At 34.4% G+C, this 15,874-nt stretch carries 16 protein-coding genes and 1 other RNA gene; 5 read left to right on the top strand and 12 right to left on the bottom strand.

Features of this window, described 5'->3' with window-relative positions:
• Positions 1 to 32: 32 nt before the first annotated feature.
• From ABJD27_RS04235 to ABJD27_RS04195, 9 genes are all read right to left on the bottom strand, one after another.
• Positions 33 to 1,667: an LptF/LptG family permease gene (locus ABJD27_RS04235; RefSeq protein ID WP_348170580.1), complete on the bottom strand. Its 1,635-nt coding sequence runs from the start codon at positions 1,665 to 1,667 to the stop codon at positions 33 to 35.
• A 60-nt stretch (positions 1,668 to 1,727) separates the two neighbouring features.
• Complete coding sequence (locus ABJD27_RS04230; RefSeq protein ID WP_348170583.1) at positions 1,728 to 2,375, bottom strand: outer membrane lipoprotein carrier protein LolA; 648 nt, start codon at positions 2,373 to 2,375, stop codon at positions 1,728 to 1,730.
• The gene (locus ABJD27_RS04225; RefSeq protein ID WP_348170586.1) at positions 2,368 to 4,851 is read right to left on the bottom strand and encodes a DNA translocase FtsK; all 2,484 of its coding nucleotides are present in this window, start codon (positions 4,849 to 4,851) and stop codon (positions 2,368 to 2,370) included. The genes ABJD27_RS04230 and ABJD27_RS04225 overlap by 8 nt, the downstream gene beginning before the upstream one ends.
• Positions 4,852 to 4,959: 108 nt before the next feature.
• On the bottom strand, positions 4,960 to 5,709 hold the full coding sequence (locus ABJD27_RS04220) for a hypothetical protein (protein ID WP_348170589.1): 750 nt from the start codon (positions 5,707 to 5,709) through the stop codon (positions 4,960 to 4,962).
• Between the two features lies 1 nt (position 5,710).
• On the bottom strand, positions 5,711 to 6,073 hold the full coding sequence (locus ABJD27_RS04215) for a diacylglycerol kinase family protein (protein WP_348170592.1): 363 nt from the start codon (positions 6,071 to 6,073) through the stop codon (positions 5,711 to 5,713).
• Between the two features lie 2 nt (positions 6,074 to 6,075).
• Positions 6,076 to 6,573 carry a thiol peroxidase gene (gene tpx / locus ABJD27_RS04210; RefSeq protein WP_348170595.1) on the bottom strand — a complete coding sequence of 166 codons (498 nt, stop codon included), beginning with the start codon at positions 6,571 to 6,573 and terminating at the stop codon, positions 6,076 to 6,078.
• Positions 6,574 to 6,661: 88 nt separating this feature from the next.
• On the bottom strand, positions 6,662 to 7,306 hold the full coding sequence (locus tag ABJD27_RS04205; RefSeq protein ID WP_348170598.1) for a peroxiredoxin: 645 nt from the start codon (positions 7,304 to 7,306) through the stop codon (positions 6,662 to 6,664).
• Between the two features lie 185 nt (positions 7,307 to 7,491).
• Entirely contained in the window at positions 7,492 to 8,961 is a 1,470-nt protein-coding gene (gene nhaC / locus ABJD27_RS04200) for a Na+/H+ antiporter NhaC (RefSeq protein WP_348170601.1), read from the bottom strand.
• Positions 8,962 to 9,070: 109 nt separating this feature from the next.
• Entirely contained in the window at positions 9,071 to 10,288 is a 1,218-nt protein-coding gene (locus ABJD27_RS04195; RefSeq protein ID WP_348170604.1) for an aminotransferase class I/II-fold pyridoxal phosphate-dependent enzyme, read from the bottom strand.
• A 204-nt stretch (positions 10,289 to 10,492) separates the two neighbouring features.
• Here ABJD27_RS04195 and ABJD27_RS04190 point away from each other — a divergent pair, with 204 nt between their 5' ends.
• From ABJD27_RS04190 to ABJD27_RS04180, 3 genes are all read left to right on the top strand, one after another.
• On the top strand, positions 10,493 to 10,951 hold the full coding sequence (locus ABJD27_RS04190) for an Lrp/AsnC family transcriptional regulator (protein WP_348170607.1): 459 nt from the start codon (positions 10,493 to 10,495) through the stop codon (positions 10,949 to 10,951).
• Position 10,952: 1 nt separating this feature from the next.
• Positions 10,953 to 11,591: a CPBP family glutamic-type intramembrane protease gene (locus tag ABJD27_RS04185; RefSeq protein WP_348170610.1), complete on the top strand. Its 639-nt coding sequence runs from the start codon at positions 10,953 to 10,955 to the stop codon at positions 11,589 to 11,591.
• Between the two features lie 111 nt (positions 11,592 to 11,702).
• Positions 11,703 to 11,885 carry a hypothetical protein gene (locus ABJD27_RS04180; protein WP_348170613.1) on the top strand — a complete coding sequence of 61 codons (183 nt, stop codon included), beginning with the start codon at positions 11,703 to 11,705 and terminating at the stop codon, positions 11,883 to 11,885.
• Here ABJD27_RS04180 and ABJD27_RS04175 read toward each other — a convergent pair.
• The 3 genes from ABJD27_RS04175 to ffs all read right to left on the bottom strand — a co-directional run bounded on the left by ABJD27_RS04175 (position 11,882) and on the right by ffs (position 13,773).
• On the bottom strand, positions 11,882 to 12,760 hold the full coding sequence (locus ABJD27_RS04175) for a hypothetical protein (protein WP_348170616.1): 879 nt from the start codon (positions 12,758 to 12,760) through the stop codon (positions 11,882 to 11,884). The two genes, ABJD27_RS04180 and ABJD27_RS04175, sit on opposite strands and share 4 nt — an antisense overlap.
• A gap of 8 nt (positions 12,761 to 12,768) precedes the next feature.
• Positions 12,769 to 13,464, bottom strand: coding sequence for a hypothetical protein (locus ABJD27_RS04170; protein ID WP_348170619.1), 696 nt, complete (start codon positions 13,462 to 13,464; stop codon positions 12,769 to 12,771).
• Between the two features lie 210 nt (positions 13,465 to 13,674).
• Positions 13,675 to 13,773: signal recognition particle sRNA small type (ffs, locus tag ABJD27_RS04165), an RNA gene on the bottom strand.
• An 84-nt stretch (positions 13,774 to 13,857) separates the two neighbouring features.
• Here ffs and ABJD27_RS04160 point away from each other — a divergent pair.
• Positions 13,858 to 14,919, top strand: coding sequence for a glutaminyl-peptide cyclotransferase (locus tag ABJD27_RS04160; protein WP_348170622.1), 1,062 nt, complete (start codon positions 13,858 to 13,860; stop codon positions 14,917 to 14,919).
• Between the two features lie 227 nt (positions 14,920 to 15,146).
• Positions 15,147 to 15,863, top strand: coding sequence for a carboxypeptidase-like regulatory domain-containing protein (locus tag ABJD27_RS04155; protein ID WP_348170625.1), 717 nt, complete (start codon positions 15,147 to 15,149; stop codon positions 15,861 to 15,863).
• The last annotated feature ends 11 nt before the right edge of the window (positions 15,864 to 15,874 follow it).

Below are 15,874 nucleotides of genomic sequence, written 5' to 3'. Positions count from 1 at the left end.
TATATAAATCGAAATCAATACACTCTTATAAATTAAAGGAATCCTTGAGATTTAAGGTTCTCTTTAGTAATTCCTAAAGCTGCTAATCGGTCAAGGGCTCCATGTTTTACAGCCTCACTATAATTATCTTCTTTATATGTTGTAATAAGCTCTTTTAACTGATTAATAGAGCGAGCATCTAGCAATGCTTCTTCATCCTCTGTTAGGGTGTACGCTATCTTTTCTTCTACAACGTCTTCTACTTCTTTTTTCTTTTTACCAAAAATCTTTTGGAAGAATAAACGTATAGGGTCAAAGTCTACTATTCCTTGGTCTGTTGTCGCTCTATAGGTGAGATATACGCCTATGGGTAATGTGATAAACGTACTTAACCAACTTGCTGTAAAAGCCGATATCGTACCATCTTCGGCACTATTTTTTGCAAAAATCCCTACAAAGTGAAATGTCAAGAAAAGTCCAACGCCTATTACAATAGGAAGTCCTAGTCCTCCTTTACGAATAATAGCTCCCAAAGGTGCTCCTACAAAGAAAAGTACGATACAACTAAATCCTAATACATACTTATCATGAATAGCAATTTCAAATTTGCTAAGTCTCTTTACATCTACCGCATGGATCTTCCTCCTTCTTTCTATAGAGGTTATAGAATTATTGATACTCGTTTTCATAGTTTGCAAAATAGCAACTCGATCTACAAGCTCGTAATTATCTAAAAGAATCTCCTGAATCGTATCTGCTTCTGGAACTTTAAAATCCTTTAATGGAGAAAAATTTGCTTTTCTAATAAAGGTCTCTCCAAAATCGGTTCTACTTTTAGTATAGTTTACAGATAACTCTTGTAAAGAAGAATCCAACTCTTTTGCATTAAGCATTTGATAGGAGTTATCAATTCCTTTTTCGTCAAGATCTACATCATCTAGACTTCCTAAATCAATGTTAAGCGTGTATGTTTCAAAAAAGCTCTTTACAAAAGGCTCTCTTTTCTTTTTCTTATAGTCTTTTTGGACTACTTCACTATAGTAATTCCCTTCAGAAAGTTTTAGAGAGAGAATAGGTGATTCTAGCGAACTAATAAGTTCTCCTTTTTTTGCTTTGATGACCGTAAAGTTCCCTACGCGACCTGGTTCCTTTTTGTGTATAATAACATCTGTAAGATATTGATCACGCTCTCCATGTTTATTTGCAACACGTATATTAATTTCGTCTCCAACAGCATTAAACTGTCCAGAACGTATAATCATTGCTGGTTTGAGTTTTCCTATGTTATTACGGAGATTTCTAAATTCAAATTGGGATGCAGGGATTACATAGTTTGCAAATAAAAATGATGTGATTCCTAAGAATACTATAAAAACAATCAAGCTTTTCATAGCACGTTGCAACGAAATCCCAGTAGACTTCATTGCGGCAAATTCATAATTTTCGGCAAAATTCCCAAAAGTCATAATACTCGTAAGCAGCACCGATAATGGTAATACGAGTGTCACTAGACTTGGTGTTACAAATAATAAGAATTTAAGTATCACTCCAAAATCAAGATCTCGTCCTGCGAGTTCTTGAATATAAAGCCAGACACTTTGTAAAACAAAAATGAACATCAATATGATAAAGATGCTCAAAAATGTTTTCACAAAAGTGAAAAGTATATAACGGTCTAGTATTTTCATTAATAGGAAATCCTAAAACAAAAATACAATACCTTCTTCATTCTTACAGTACAGAGGTTGTTATATTTTGTTAATGTAATAATCTGCATACTTACTTTTATCAAATGTAAATGCATTTTTTGAAAGCGGTTGATTCGACTTAAAAGAGTTTACAGTTATCGTGATTTTTGTATCATTTTTCTGTACAATAATTAACCTATAAATATGCTTAGTCTCTGTGTCTATGCCTAATAACGTGTGTTTTACTTCACTGTTAGAATCCATAGGGGTAAGCTTTACATACTGGATAGTACGTCCTTTAATTTTCTGACTGATATCCATTTTCTGGGTATATCCATCATTAAAAAAAGAAAGCATTTTTGAGGGTGTAATTGCTGTTTCATCTTGATCAGCAATTGCACTTATAGTCACTTCTTCATCTTCTGGAACAATGGTATATATATTTGATCCATCAAAGAGTTGTGTAGTTCCTAGTAGGTTTAAAGCATATAAATCTCCGTTAAGCACTACATTTCCTTTAGTTTCTTGATTTACTCCTTCGGCTTCATTGGTTAATGCGTACTTAAAATCGATGGCTATATTATCATAGCTCTTTACTTTTGCATCTACTTCTTTAAGTAACGATTGTGCAGATTGCGCTTTCGCGAAAGCGTACCCTCCCAAAATTAAAACCATACTCATTAAAAATCGCATACGTACTTTATTCATTTCCTTCATTGTTTAAAAGTTGATCTAGAGCCAAAATATCTGGAACAAGAACTTGACGTGCTTTACTTCCTTCAAAAGGTCCTACGATTCCAGCTGCTTCCAGTTGGTCTATAAGACGGCCTGCTCTATTATATCCTAGTTTGAGTTTACGTTGTAATAAAGAAGCGCTTCCTTGCTGTGCTATCACTAGTACTTCTGCTGCTTCGCGGAATAACTTATCTCTATCACTAATGTCTATATCAAGACCCGTGCCACTTTCTTCTCCTACATACTCTGGTAATAGATGTGCATCTGGATACGCTTTTTGCCCTCCTATATAATCCACAATACGTTCTACCTCAGGAGTATCTACAAAGGCACATTGTATACGTACTACCTCATTACCTTGTGTATATAACATATCTCCACGTCCTATTAATTGGTCGGCTCCAGAAGTGTCCAAAATCGTACGGCTGTCTATTTTTGAAGTCACTCTAAAAGCAATACGTGCAGGGAAATTGGCTTTAATAATCCCTGTAATCACATTTACAGAAGGACGTTGTGTTGCTATTATGAGATGTATTCCAATAGCACGGGCTAGCTGAGCCAGACGAGCAATAGGGGTTTCTACCTCTTTTCCTGAAGTCATAATAAGATCTGCAAACTCATCTACTACTAACACGATATAGGGTAAGAATTTATGTCCATTATTAGGATTAAGCTTGCGCGCTTTGAACTTAGTATTGTACTCTTTAATATTACGACACATCGCATTTTTAAGCATGTCATAACGGGCATCCATCTCTATACAAAGAGAGTTAAGTGTATTAATCACCTTGGAGTTATCTGTAATAATAGCTTCCTCCGTATCTGGTAATTTTGCCAAGTAATGACGTTCAATTTTATTAAATAAGGTAAGTTCTACTTTCTTAGGGTCTACGAGTACAAATTTAACTTCGGCTGGGTGTTTCTTATATAGTAAAGATGCAAGTATTGCATTAAGCCCTACCGATTTTCCTTGTCCTGTTGCTCCAGCCATCAATAAGTGAGGCATTTTTGCAAGATCTACCACAAAGGTTTCATTAGAGATTGTTTTACCTAACGTAAGTGGTAATTCCATCTCTGCTTCTTGAAACTTAGGAGATGCCACTGCAGAGCGCATAGATACAATTCTTGGATTTTTATTAGGTACTTCAATACCTATGGTTCCTTTCCCAGGAATAGGTGCTATAATACGAATACCAAGTGCACTTAATGATAAGGCTATATCGTCTTCTAAGTTTTTAATCTTCGAAATACGTACACCAGCTTCTGGTACAATTTCATATAAGGTAACTGTAGGGCCTACAGTTGCTTTGATATTTGCAATCCCAATTTTGTAATTATTTAAAGTCTCTACAATTCGGTTTTTATTTTCTTCTAATTCTTGCTGATTGATAGTTATACCTTGTCCTGCTGTATAATCTTTTAATAAATCAATAGGAGGAAATTTATAGTTTCCTAATTCTAAAGTAGGGTCAAATTCTCCAAAATCATCAACGAGTTTATCACTGAGATTCTTCTTAACTTCTTTTTCTTCTACTGGAGGTTTTATTTCTATATTTAGTTCTTCTGCTACTTCTGGTACAACAACAAGTTCTGGCTCTGGTGTTGTAATCTCCATAGGGAGGTCTTGTACCTCTACCTTGGTCTTTTTACCTATGGTAGGCTGTAGGTTTTCTACATTCATTTCAAATGTAGATTTTGTGGTTGTCTCTTCCTCCTTAAGTACTGGTTCTTCTGTAGGAACTTCTTCTGTAGATTGGGTAACTTCTACAGTAGTTTCTTCTGATAATGGAATTTCGTCTGTGGTAGGTTCTTCTGTGGTAGGTTCTGTAAATTCTTCTGAGAGTTGTTCTTTTGTACTTTTAAAGAAGGCTCCCACTTTATCTGGTGTCATTTTAAGTCTGACTACAGCATAAGCAATGGCTAGGAATGCCATCATAAATGCGGTTCCTATAAACCCTAAGTAATCTTGTAAAAAATCATTGATTTCAAATCCTACTCTCCCCCCTAAGATATCATTCTTCTCATGAAAGAATCCTAAAAACACAGAGAGCCATAGCATGACTAATATACCCCAAAACCAAAATTGGCGTAGTTTCTGTTTTGCATAATCAAAGAAGTAATATACTCCAGAAATTGCTAATAATATTGCAATAATAAAGGCAGGAATCCCAAATCCTTTATACACAAAGAAATCACTGACTCCAGCTCCAAATTTACTAAGCCAGTTTGCAGCAGGAATCTCTCTATCTGAAAGATTAGGAAGGATACTTTGATCTATTTTCCCAGTAAAAAAATAGGAAATAAATGAGAAGAGTAAAGCGACCCCTAAAAAAAACAAGAAACTTCCAAGTATAATCTGCTGTTGTCTAGAAAGTTTAAAGTTTATGGGTTTTCTGGGTGTCTTTACTTTTTTGGGTTTGCGTTTGGTCGTTGTTTTCTTTTTTGCCATTAAGCAATTGATTGGATTGCGTTGTTGTGTTAAAAATACAAATATGAAACGGAAAAAATCAAAATTTGGTGTTTGTAGTTATCACGAGTTATAAAAAAGGGCTCGATTCTACTGTATTATAGTTTGCGAACTAACAAATGTCTTGATTTCACTTGCTATTTCTGGTGTTAAGGAACTATTATAAGGTGAAGATATAATATTTTGATCAGAAAATAATTTCTTAAAAAATAACCCTGCTGTTAGGTATGTACCATTAAGATTAGGATGTATAGTATCGTCATCATATATATTGATACTAGAAGCGGTCAAAAATGTTTCCCACGCACTTCCTATAGAAATAACAGGGAAATCTGATAATAAACTAGATTCATTATATGCAGTATCTAATAAGTTATTCATTTCCGGCATATCTTGATATGCCCATGTTTTAAACAAATAAACTTGCATATTAATAGATGCTAGTACATCCTTAAAAGCCAGAATACTTTCTTTCATTTCTTCTGTTTCATAAGCAGCTCTATAGGTGTTTTCTTGTAATATAATAACATCCCAATCTGTATTATTTATTATAAAAAGGGTACTCTCAGATTGTAGATGCTCTTCTAGTGTAAATCCGTTGGGGGCTATGATTTGAGCTTGTATTTCTATATCTAAAGAAGAGGCAAATCCTTCTAGATGAGTTGCTATCCCCGAGTTATAATTTGTATGACTATTTCCTATGAAGAGTATAGACATTGTCTCATCGATAGGCATCTCATTATCTGATATTACTGTTTGAGTATCATCATTGTCACAAGAGATTACGATTACCAATAGTAATACGGCATACCTTTTAAAAAATAGTTTTAAAAACTTCATTTTAAAATATCTTAGGCACATAAATAATACCTGCAACAATCACAGCAATAAGTGCGGCAATACCTACAGCACCAGCAGCAATATCTTTTATTCTTCCAATTTTACTATGAAAATCTGGGTGTACAAAATCTGCAATTTCTTCGACGGCTGTATTTAAACCTTCTATACTCATCACCATTCCTATACATAAGGTTTGTATCATCCACTCTGTAGGTGATATATGATAATAAAAACCTGCGATTGTAATCAGAATAGCAATCCCAAACTGTACTTGAATACTGGCTTCCGATTTTAAGAGTAGTATACCACCTTTAAAAGCATATACACATCCTTTAAGTCGTCCTTTTATAAATGTAAGAGGCATTATTATAGTGCATTAAGAGCAGATTCATAATTAGGTTCGTGCCCAATTTCTGGGACTTGTTCTGTATGTACTACTTTCCCTTTTTCATCTACCACAATAATAGCCCTTGAGTGTAATCCTTCAAAACCTCCATCTATAAGCTCTACACCATAGTCTTTTCCAAAGGCACCTGTTTTAAAATCAGAAAGTGTACTTACATTTTCTATTCCTTCTGCACCACAAAAACGCGCTTGTGCAAATGGCAAATCACGAGAGATGCATAGTACTGCTGTATTTTCTAAAGCAGCTGCTTTCTCATTAAATGTTCTGATAGATTGTGCACATACACCAGTATCTACACTTGGAAAGATATTTAATACTAATTTTTTTCCTCTATAATCATTAAGTGTTACAGAAGATAGGTCATTTCGCGAAAGTGTAAATGCAGGTGCTGGACTTCCAACTTCTGGAAGATTATTTATTGTATTTACTGGAGTTCCCCCTAGAGTTACTGATGCCATAATTGAGTCTTTTTGTAAAAGTAAAAAAATCTAAAAGAAAAAGCCTTGCTTCTCAACAAGACTTTTTACAATTATATATTGTGATTTCTTAATTAAGTTGCTCGCTTAAGTATGTTGCAACTCCCTCTCTATCAGCATTCATAGCTTCTTCTCCTTCTATCCAATTTGCTGGACAAACTTCACCATTCTCTTGTACATGTGTATACGCATCGATAAGACGTATAAATTCTGACACATTACGTCCTACAGGCATATGGTTTACACTTTCGTGAAAAACAATCCCTTTTTCATCAATAAGGTAGGTCGCTCGATAGGTTACATTATCTCCATCGACCATCACTGTTCCGGTTTCTTCATCATAACGCTCATTGGTCACATCAAGAATCCCTAACTGATTTGCTAGGTTACGATTACTATCTGCAAGTATAGGATATGTTACTCCTTCGATTCCTCCATTATTCTTAGGAGTACATAACCATGCAAAGTGTACTTCTGGGGTATCACAAGAAGCTCCTATTACAATCGTGTTTCTTTTTTCAAATTCTTGTACAGCTGCTTGAAATGCATGAAGCTCTGTAGGGCACACAAATGTAAAGTCTTTTGGATACCAAAAAAGGAGTACTTTCTTTCCTTGGTTCTGTGCTTCTTCAAGGATGTTTATTTTTTTGTTTTCGCCTCGATGGTTTATAGCATCTACTGCGAGGTTTGGAAAGTTTTTTCCAACTAATGTCATAAGATTGATTTTAAAAATAGTAGTTCTTTGTTATATAGATCAAGTAAAAAACATCTTGATATACAAGCGCGCAAAAGTAAATATGTGACGTCTAATTACAAAAGTAAAATGCTATTTTTTTAAGATAAAAAAATGGCTCCCTTATATCTATAAGAGAGCCATTATAATAACGGTATAATATAATGTTATTTTGCTGCTTTCCGAGCATCTTTTAACTGACGAATCTTAATATTAAATGCTGCAAATAACAAGGTTGTAAAAGGGCTTAACCAATTAAAAATAGCATAAATAAAGTAATCAGCTACAGAAACGCCTAGAACAGTACTCTGATAGGCGCCACATGTATTCCAAGGAATTAATACAGATGTTACTGTTCCAGAATCTTCTAGAGTTCTAGATAAATTTTCTGGAGCTAGATCTTTATCTTCATATGCTTTTTTAAACATTTTTCCAGGAATCACAAGTGCCAGATATTGATCTGATGCAATAGCATTAAGTCCTAAACAACTAATTACTGTACTTGCAAATAAACCAAATACAGAATCTGTCATTTTTAACAATGATTTTGTAATACGAGCTAATGCTCCTATTCCATCCATGATTCCACCAAAAACCATAGCACAAGCAATTAATAAAATTGTCCAGATCATTCCGCTCATCCCTCCCGAACTAAATAGCTCATTAAGAGTTTCATTTGTAGTTGTAATAGATGTATCTGTTAACATTGCTGTTGTAATAGCATTCATTTTAGAATCGGCCAGACTCGTTAGAATATCTGGTTGAAAAATAAAAGCAAAAATCGCCGCAAGAACAACTCCAGTTAAAAGGGCAATAAGAGGTTTTGTCTTGGTTAATATTAATGCAATTACTACCAAAGGAACTATAAATAAATATGGCGTAATATTAAAGGTAGCATCTATCGTTGTTAAAAGTCCACTCACATCTGCATTTCCAGAAGTATCAATAGTAAAACTTAAAATACTAAATACAACAAGCGCTATTAATATTGTAGGTACTGTTGTAATAGTCATGTATTTAATATGCGTAAATAAATCTGTTCCTGCCATGGCTGGCGCAAGATTTGTAGTATCACTTAGCGGAGACATCTTATCTCCAAAATAAGCACCAGAGATCACTGCTCCAGCAATCATTCCTGTAGGGATTCCCAAAGCAGACCCTATTCCAATTAATGCTATACCTACCGTAGCAGAGGTTGTCCAAGAACTTCCGGTAGCGATCGATATAATTGCAGCTATAATAACTGATGCAGGCAAGAAAATAGTAGGGTTAAGTACTTGTAATCCATAATATACCATAGCAGGTATAATACCACTCACAAGCCAAGTTCCCGCCAAAGCTCCTACCAAAAATAATATCATAATAGGAACAAAAACACTTTTAAGGTTTTCCCAAATCTCAGCAATCATAGTATTGATAGACGTTTTATTATAAAACCCAACAATAGCAGCAACGCCTCCTCCCATTAAAAGAATGTATTGATTAGAATAATCTCCTAACCAAGCTCCTTCTTTAAGGAAAATATTATACGCTAATAATCCCATAAGAATAAGTACAGGAATAAGAGCTTCCCAAATATTCAGTTCTTTATTTTCAACAATATTTTGGTTTTTAATATCTTCTGTCTGACTATCCATTCTTGATCTATTTTTGAACTCACAATGTAACCATTTTATAGAAAAAAAATAAAGTCCAAAACAAATTAGTTTTGGACTTTATCCGTCATATTATATTTCAAATGGTTAATTAAGCAGGAACCATTGTTTGAAGAATTTCTAATTTCTCCATACAAGCACGCATTTTTTGGTACGTACGTTCTATATCATTATCAAGTCCTACAGAAAAACGAATCAATCCATCGGTAAGTCCCATGGCTGCTTGCTCATCTTCTGGAATTTCTGAAGAAGTCGACGTACATGGAGCGCTAAACAATGTTTTATAAAATCCTAAACTCACCGCTAAATACCCAAGATTATCTTCTTGCATGGCCTCCATAAGCGCATTTGCTTTATCTAGACTTCCTACATCTACCGTAAGCATTCCTCCATACCCATACTCTTCATTCATCATTCTCTTAAATACCGTATGACACGGATGAGATTCTAATCCTGGATATACTGTACGTAATCCATCTGCTTCAAATTGTTTTGCAAGATAACTCGCATTATAGCTATGTTGTTTCATTCTAATATGTAGTGTACGCATATTCTTAAGTACAGAAGCAGCTCTTAAACTATCCATCGTAGATCCTAACAACATACTAGCGCCATCATTTACATTACGTAATTGATCTATAAATTCTTGACTCCCACATACTACACCTCCTACGGTATCTGATGATCCATTTATAAATTTAGTCAAACTATGGATTACGATATCTGCTCCAAATTTTACAGGAGTAATAGACAATGGAGAGAATGTATTATCTACGACTAGTTTCAGGTTATGCTTTCGCGAAAGCGCACTTAACGCCTCCAAATCTGCAATCTCCAAAAGTGGATTACTTACCGACTCACAGTATAATACTTTTGTTTGTGGCGTGATTGCTGCCTCTACACTTTCAAGATTTGTTATATCTACAAAGCTAGTTGCAATACCGAATCTCGGTGTAAAATTCTTAAGAAAAGCATACGTTCCTCCGTAGATGGTTCTACTAGAAACGATATGGTCTCCTGCTTCACAAAGTTGTAATAATACAGGGGTAATAGCTCCCATCCCGCTCGCAGATACATTTGCGGTTTGAGTACCTTCCATCGCTGCAAGTGCTTCTCCTAAATGTAGATTAGAAGGTGTACTATGACGAGAGTATAAATAACATCCATCTGCATTTCCTTCAAAAGTATCAAACATGGTCTTTGCTGATAAAAAGGTGTAGGTGGAGCTATCAGAAATAGAAGGGTTTACGCCTCCAAATTCTCCAAAATATTGTAAATCTTGAATTTCGTTTGCTGGTTTAAAAGACATCGTATATAGCGTTTATGTGAATGAATATGATGTAATCACACATTAATGGTGATTATTTTTTATACATCAAAATTAGATTATTGTAGACTAATTATCAATGATTACAATAATATTTAGAAAATTAAACTATATTAATTGTATTTTTGCTGTATACGCTTTCGCGAAAGCGTATAGAAATTTGCAAACCTTAGAAATATTTTCTGTATGAACTTTGATGCCATAGACAAAAAGCTCCTTGCATATCTGCAAGAAGACTGTAAAAAAACCAATAAAGAGCTTTCTGGACTTTTAAATCTATCGGTTACCGCGGTATATGAGCGTATCAAAAAACTGGAACGAGAAGGGATTATAGAAAACTATGTTGGTCTTGTTAATAAGACAAAAGTGAATCGTGATTTTGTCGTATTATGTCATATAAAATTAGTGCAACACCGTAAAGAATATCTTACTACTTTTGAAAAAGCAGTTCTTGCTATAGAAGAAGTTGTAGAGTGTTATCATGTGAGTGGTGATTACGACTACATTTTAAAAGTATTGGTCGCAGATATGAATGATTTTAGAGAATTTATGGTTACAAAACTTACCACGCTAGATCATATAGGTAGTACACACAGTGCATTTGTGATTAATGAAGTAAAACACACCACCGCAATTACGATTTAATATGAATTTACCAAAGTATCTTGCTGCAGAGCTTTTTATACTGTTTATTGCTTTACCTCTTAGTTTATTATTACCGTATGACTTTAGGATTAAAGGGATTTCTATATTGGTCGCTTTTGTATACCTCCTATTTGTTCTTTTTAAAAAGACACCTGTACGTTTTAAGATAATGAAAGGGATAGACTGGCGTTCTTTTTGGAAGGCAACTGCCATCAAGTTTGTAGGTATTGCAGTCATAACGTCTATATATGTTTATATTATGGACGCTTCTGCACTTTTCTGTGTTCCTAGAAATAAGCCAGATCTTTGGGTGACGATTCTGTTTGTGTATACTTTCTTATCTGTATGGCCTCAAGAAGTGATTTACCGTACTTTTTTCTTTGAACGTTATGGTTCGTTTTTTAAGAATAAAAAACTACTCATTTTTATAAATGCCATTGTTTTCTGTATGGCACATTTATTTTTACGTAACACCCTCGTAACTGTTCTTACATTTATAGGAGGATTGTTATTTGCCTATACATATTCAAAAACAAAATCGACGACCTTTGTTTCTATAGAGCATGCTTTATATGGTAATTGGCTCTTCACCGTCGGAATGGGACAAATGCTTGCTTTTCCTGGTATGGATGCCTGTTAGGTTTTATAAAGTGGGTGGTTGTTTACGTAACACATCTCTTAGATTTTCTTGGTATGGAGATGCAGGCTAATAATTAGTGAATCGCTTTAATTTTAAAAATATAATTTTTCAATGTTTCTTTCTCCTTTTCTGTATGTTATTGCCATGACACTTCAAGGAGATTATATTTTTGATAGAGATCGTAAACCATTAACTGATATTGAAATTACACCTTTAGAAGCGATTATGTTAATCCTAATTCTTGGTTTTATAATAGGTTCTGTAATGACTTATTTTGAAAGGGATAAAGATTAACTTTTATCAAAAACATCTAAGAAGACACCACCAGTATAGGATGGACTTGCATAAATAATACGTCCACTTAGTATGGCAGTATATCCAAATGATACACCCCATTTTTTTGTGAAGTAATATGAAACTTCACCACCTAGGTTTACAAATTCTATATTATTAGCAAAAATGCTTCCTTGGCTAGTTTGAGCATTCAAGCTTCCATTATTAAGAGATTCTACAACATTAAATTTACTTATAATCCATAGCTTATCCTTCCATAGGTTTGCTCCTACTTCTATGCCAGTACGCCATTCACTTGAAAAATTTTCTGTCCTGTTATTGTATCCTAAGTATCCTTTTACATATAAAGGTGTTTTCTGTATCTTAAATGGAATTCCAGCATTGATTTGTAGTAATTGATTAAACTCTCCATCTCCAGTTTGATAACTTCCATCGCGTCCTCCATCATTCTCACCTGTAGGAATTCCTAATTTTAAAGTTCCAGATAGTGCAAATTTTTCTGTTTTGACAATAGTATAAGAGGCTCCAATTTCTATATCTCCAATAGCGTTTACCTCATCCCCTTCCACAATAAGATCTCCTGTAACTCCTGAGATCACATCGTTTTGATAGGTTCTTGCAAAAAAAGGAATATAGGCTATTAAGTCTAGCTTATCGGTAAGGCCGTATTCTCCATAAAAGTTTATATTAAACTGTCCTCTAGTTGCATTAGGGTCTTTCTCTCCTTGGTCTGTAAAGTGCTCATCGGATTCAAGAAACCATGAGGACAATTTATAATATCCTTTTCCTTTCTCATGCCCCCATTGTCCAAAAGAAGGCGTTGACATAATAACTATTAAAAAGAAGATTCCTTTTTTAAGAAAGTGATTGTTCATAAAAACTGTTAGTTAATAGTTCCTTCTCCTACTTTTACACTAAAAGGTTCGCACCAATATAGAAGGTATTGGAAATCATTTATTTGAACATCATCAAACTCATAACTATGTGCTCCATCAAAAACGGCTACAGGTCCAGCATTATACGCATTTGCTATAGAGTTAGGGTTGTTTGTTAAATAAAGATATAGTCCAGGTAAGTTAGAAGATGCTTGATAGCTGTCATTAAATGATAGTCGGGTACTATTAGATTCAAGAATTTCTTCAAATACAAATGCTCCTTCCAAGGTATAACTACTCGTGGTTTCTATAATTCCAGATTTTACAATAGCAATAGGCTCTTCTTCTTCTTCAGAGCTTTCTACCACTGCAAGTGTATTATTGGAAATGACATTAACATCATCTTGAATGACTGCTGCAGAAACGGTGATTACCCCTTCTGTAATTCCTGTGGCCAGTCCATCTTGCGTAATATTTATGATATTCTCATCAGTACTTGACCATAGTATCGTTGCATTCTCAGGCTGCCCTACATTATTAAAATAGGTTGCTTCAAACTGATATGTTTCTCCTATCTCAAGGTTTAATACAGGATTATCTATACGAACAGCTTCGTCTATACTATCATCAATAATATCTTCTCCTATGCAACTACTCAGCAAAAATAGGACAGCAAAAAGTGAAGTGGTTAATAATTGTTTCATTTTTATATAAAATGTAGGATCAATAATAGTTTAAGGATTATGTCGAAGAAACTTAAAAAAATTACTTAGACTACCTAAAATATACTCCAATTTATAATTAATTAATAAACGTCATACAAAAGCTGAAAGTATAATGTTGTATAAACAAAAAAAACCGAAGCAAAATTGCTTCGGTTTTTTGATATATGAACTATTAATAACTAACAATAAAAAAGGCAAGCTACCTACATCACACCGCTACGACCGTCTACCCTTGCTGCGTTCCCGCCCTGGGGGATTCAACAGGAGCTAGTTGTGTAGGACTTGCCTCTGCAAAGATACATCATTTACATACCTGTGCAAGGTTTTTTTGCCCGATTTTTTGTTATAAATTGCCATACCAATAAGACACTCATGACATCACTATATAAGACCCTCATTCTTTTAGCTTTACCACTACTTATTTTTTCTTGTGGAGACGCAAAAAGTTTAACAGATAATTATACGATTACTACTTCAAAAAAGAAGAATGCTGTTCCAAATGGACAGGAAATTTCTTTTTCGCTTAAAGCGAAAAAATCCTACCCTATAGACTCTATCGTTTATACATTAGATACTAAGAAGCTCGCAACCACTACACAGACTAGCGATTACAAAACAACAGCACAAAGTACTACCCTAGGTCGTAAAACTCTTACAGCAACTGTATATACCCCAGAAGGAACGACAACTGTTACAGACTATATTACCATATTACATACAAAAGCACCTAAGATTTATGGGTATAAAATAATCAATCGCTACCCTCATAAAACAGATGCCTATACACAAGGACTAGAATTTGTTGGAGATACTTTATATGAAAGCACAGGAAGGTATGGATCTTCGAGTCTGCGTAAAGTAGATTATAAAACAGGAGAGGTATTACAACAAATAGATCTAGGTGATGCATATTTTGCCGAAGGCCTTACTGTTTTTAATGACAAATTATACCAACTTACTTGGAGAGAAAATATAGGATTTATTTACAATTTATCTAGTCTTGAAAAAACAAGCACATTTGCGTATTCAAAAAGTAAAGAAGGTTGGGGATTGTGTAATGACGGAAACGTGATCTATAAATCTGATGGTACAAGTAAAATATGGGCATTAGACCCCGCAAATCTTTCTGAGCAAACCTATATTGAACCTACTAATCATAAAAGCGTTTCCAAGGCTTTTAACGAATTAGAATTCATCAATGGTAAGATTTATGCAAACACCTACCAAGTGGCGAGTATCGCTATTATAGATCCTACTTCTGGAGCTATAGAAGGACTTATTGACCTTACATCATTGCCTAAAGAAGTACAAACTGGACTTGATCCTCAAAATCAAGTATTAAATGGAATTGCATATAAAGCAAATGAAAATAGGCTATTTGTAACAGGTAAAGACTGGAATACCTTATTTGAAATCGAAATTGTAGAAAAGTAAATTTCTCTAATCCTTATTTTTTAAAATTCAAAATAGAGTAACACTCTAAATTAGAGTTGTACTCTAATTTTAGTATTTTCTATGACAATACACATCCCTTAGTCCACTCTAAAAAAACAGGAAACTTGTAATGATCGCGTTCCCTCAATAAAATAACCCATTCCCTCATTCACGGTTTTATTAGGCATGTAAAAAACCTAGGTTTGACTATGTCAAAACAAAAACCAATGAAGAAGTCAATCAAAATAACGATTCCAGAACCATGTCATGAAGATTGGGCAACCATGACCCCTACTCAAAAAGGAAGACATTGTGCCCTCTGTGAAAAAGAAGTTATTGATTTTACAAACTACACCAACGAGCAATTATATAAAACGGTGGCAAACGGTGGCAATCTCTGTGGTCGATTTTCAGAAAAGCAATTAGATCGCAATATATCTCTGTCTCGCAAAGAAGGAAGGTCATGGGCGAGTTATGCCGCTTCCCTACTTATTCCTGCAGCTATACTAGCGACACAAGAAATCAAAGCCCAAGGCGAAGTGTACACTACAGAACAAACAGATGGGCGTTATACGAGTTTGGGAATTAGTTCGCTTTCGCGAAAGCAAAACAAACAAGACACCCTCCAAAAACAAACAACACGCATCATAAAAGGAACGGTCTCTGAAGGATTTGGACCTTTACCCGGTACAGCTATTTTTATTAAAGGAACCAAAAAAGGAACACACGCCAAACTCGATGGCACCTATGAATTAGAAGTTACTGTAGGAGATATTCTCGTTTTTAAATATGTAAGTCATAAAACGGTAGAAATCAACATAGATAAGGAAACGGAAGCAATCATAAATATTACGATGGAATCCTATAAAGTTAAAAGTATTATGATGGGGAAAATTGCATATGTTCCTGATAATTCACACACATCTTCAAAAGGAAAAAATTAAAACATACAAAG

Source organism: Dokdonia sp. (assembly GCF_039945015.1).
Classification (GTDB): domain Bacteria; phylum Bacteroidota; class Bacteroidia; order Flavobacteriales; family Flavobacteriaceae; genus Dokdonia.
Note: the sequence above shows the minus strand (reverse complement) of the source record. Positions and strands in the feature narration are given on the sequence as shown.

What these genes read in the sequence shown, in the direction of transcription:
- ABJD27_RS04235 (WP_348170580.1), bottom strand. Translation starts at nt 1,667, where the DNA reads ATGAAAATACTAGACCGTTATATACTTTTCACTTTTGTGAAAACATTT.
- ABJD27_RS04230 (WP_348170583.1), bottom strand. Translation starts at nt 2,375, where the DNA reads ATGAATAAAGTACGTATGCGATTTTTAATGAGTATGGTTTTAATTTTG.
- ABJD27_RS04225 (WP_348170586.1), bottom strand. Translation starts at nt 4,851, where the DNA reads ATGGCAAAAAAGAAAACAACGACCAAACGCAAACCCAAAAAAGTAAAG.
- ABJD27_RS04220 (WP_348170589.1), bottom strand. Translation starts at nt 5,709, where the DNA reads ATGAAGTTTTTAAAACTATTTTTTAAAAGGTATGCCGTATTACTATTG.
- ABJD27_RS04215 (WP_348170592.1), bottom strand. Translation starts at nt 6,073, where the DNA reads ATGCCTCTTACATTTATAAAAGGACGACTTAAAGGATGTGTATATGCT.
- tpx (WP_348170595.1), bottom strand. Translation starts at nt 6,573, where the DNA reads ATGGCATCAGTAACTCTAGGGGGAACTCCAGTAAATACAATAAATAAT.
- ABJD27_RS04205 (WP_348170598.1), bottom strand. Translation starts at nt 7,306, where the DNA reads ATGACATTAGTTGGAAAAAACTTTCCAAACCTCGCAGTAGATGCTATA.
- nhaC (WP_348170601.1), bottom strand. Translation starts at nt 8,961, where the DNA reads ATGGATAGTCAGACAGAAGATATTAAAAACCAAAATATTGTTGAAAAT.
- ABJD27_RS04195 (WP_348170604.1), bottom strand. Translation starts at nt 10,288, where the DNA reads ATGTCTTTTAAACCAGCAAACGAAATTCAAGATTTACAATATTTTGGA.
- ABJD27_RS04190 (WP_348170607.1), top strand. Translation starts at nt 10,493, where the DNA reads ATGAACTTTGATGCCATAGACAAAAAGCTCCTTGCATATCTGCAAGAA.
- ABJD27_RS04185 (WP_348170610.1), top strand. Translation starts at nt 10,953, where the DNA reads ATGAATTTACCAAAGTATCTTGCTGCAGAGCTTTTTATACTGTTTATT.
- ABJD27_RS04180 (WP_348170613.1), top strand. Translation starts at nt 11,703, where the DNA reads ATGTTTCTTTCTCCTTTTCTGTATGTTATTGCCATGACACTTCAAGGA.
- ABJD27_RS04175 (WP_348170616.1), bottom strand. Translation starts at nt 12,760, where the DNA reads ATGAACAATCACTTTCTTAAAAAAGGAATCTTCTTTTTAATAGTTATT.
- ABJD27_RS04170 (WP_348170619.1), bottom strand. Translation starts at nt 13,464, where the DNA reads ATGAAACAATTATTAACCACTTCACTTTTTGCTGTCCTATTTTTGCTG.
- ABJD27_RS04160 (WP_348170622.1), top strand. Translation starts at nt 13,858, where the DNA reads ATGACATCACTATATAAGACCCTCATTCTTTTAGCTTTACCACTACTT.
- ABJD27_RS04155 (WP_348170625.1), top strand. Translation starts at nt 15,147, where the DNA reads ATGAAGAAGTCAATCAAAATAACGATTCCAGAACCATGTCATGAAGAT.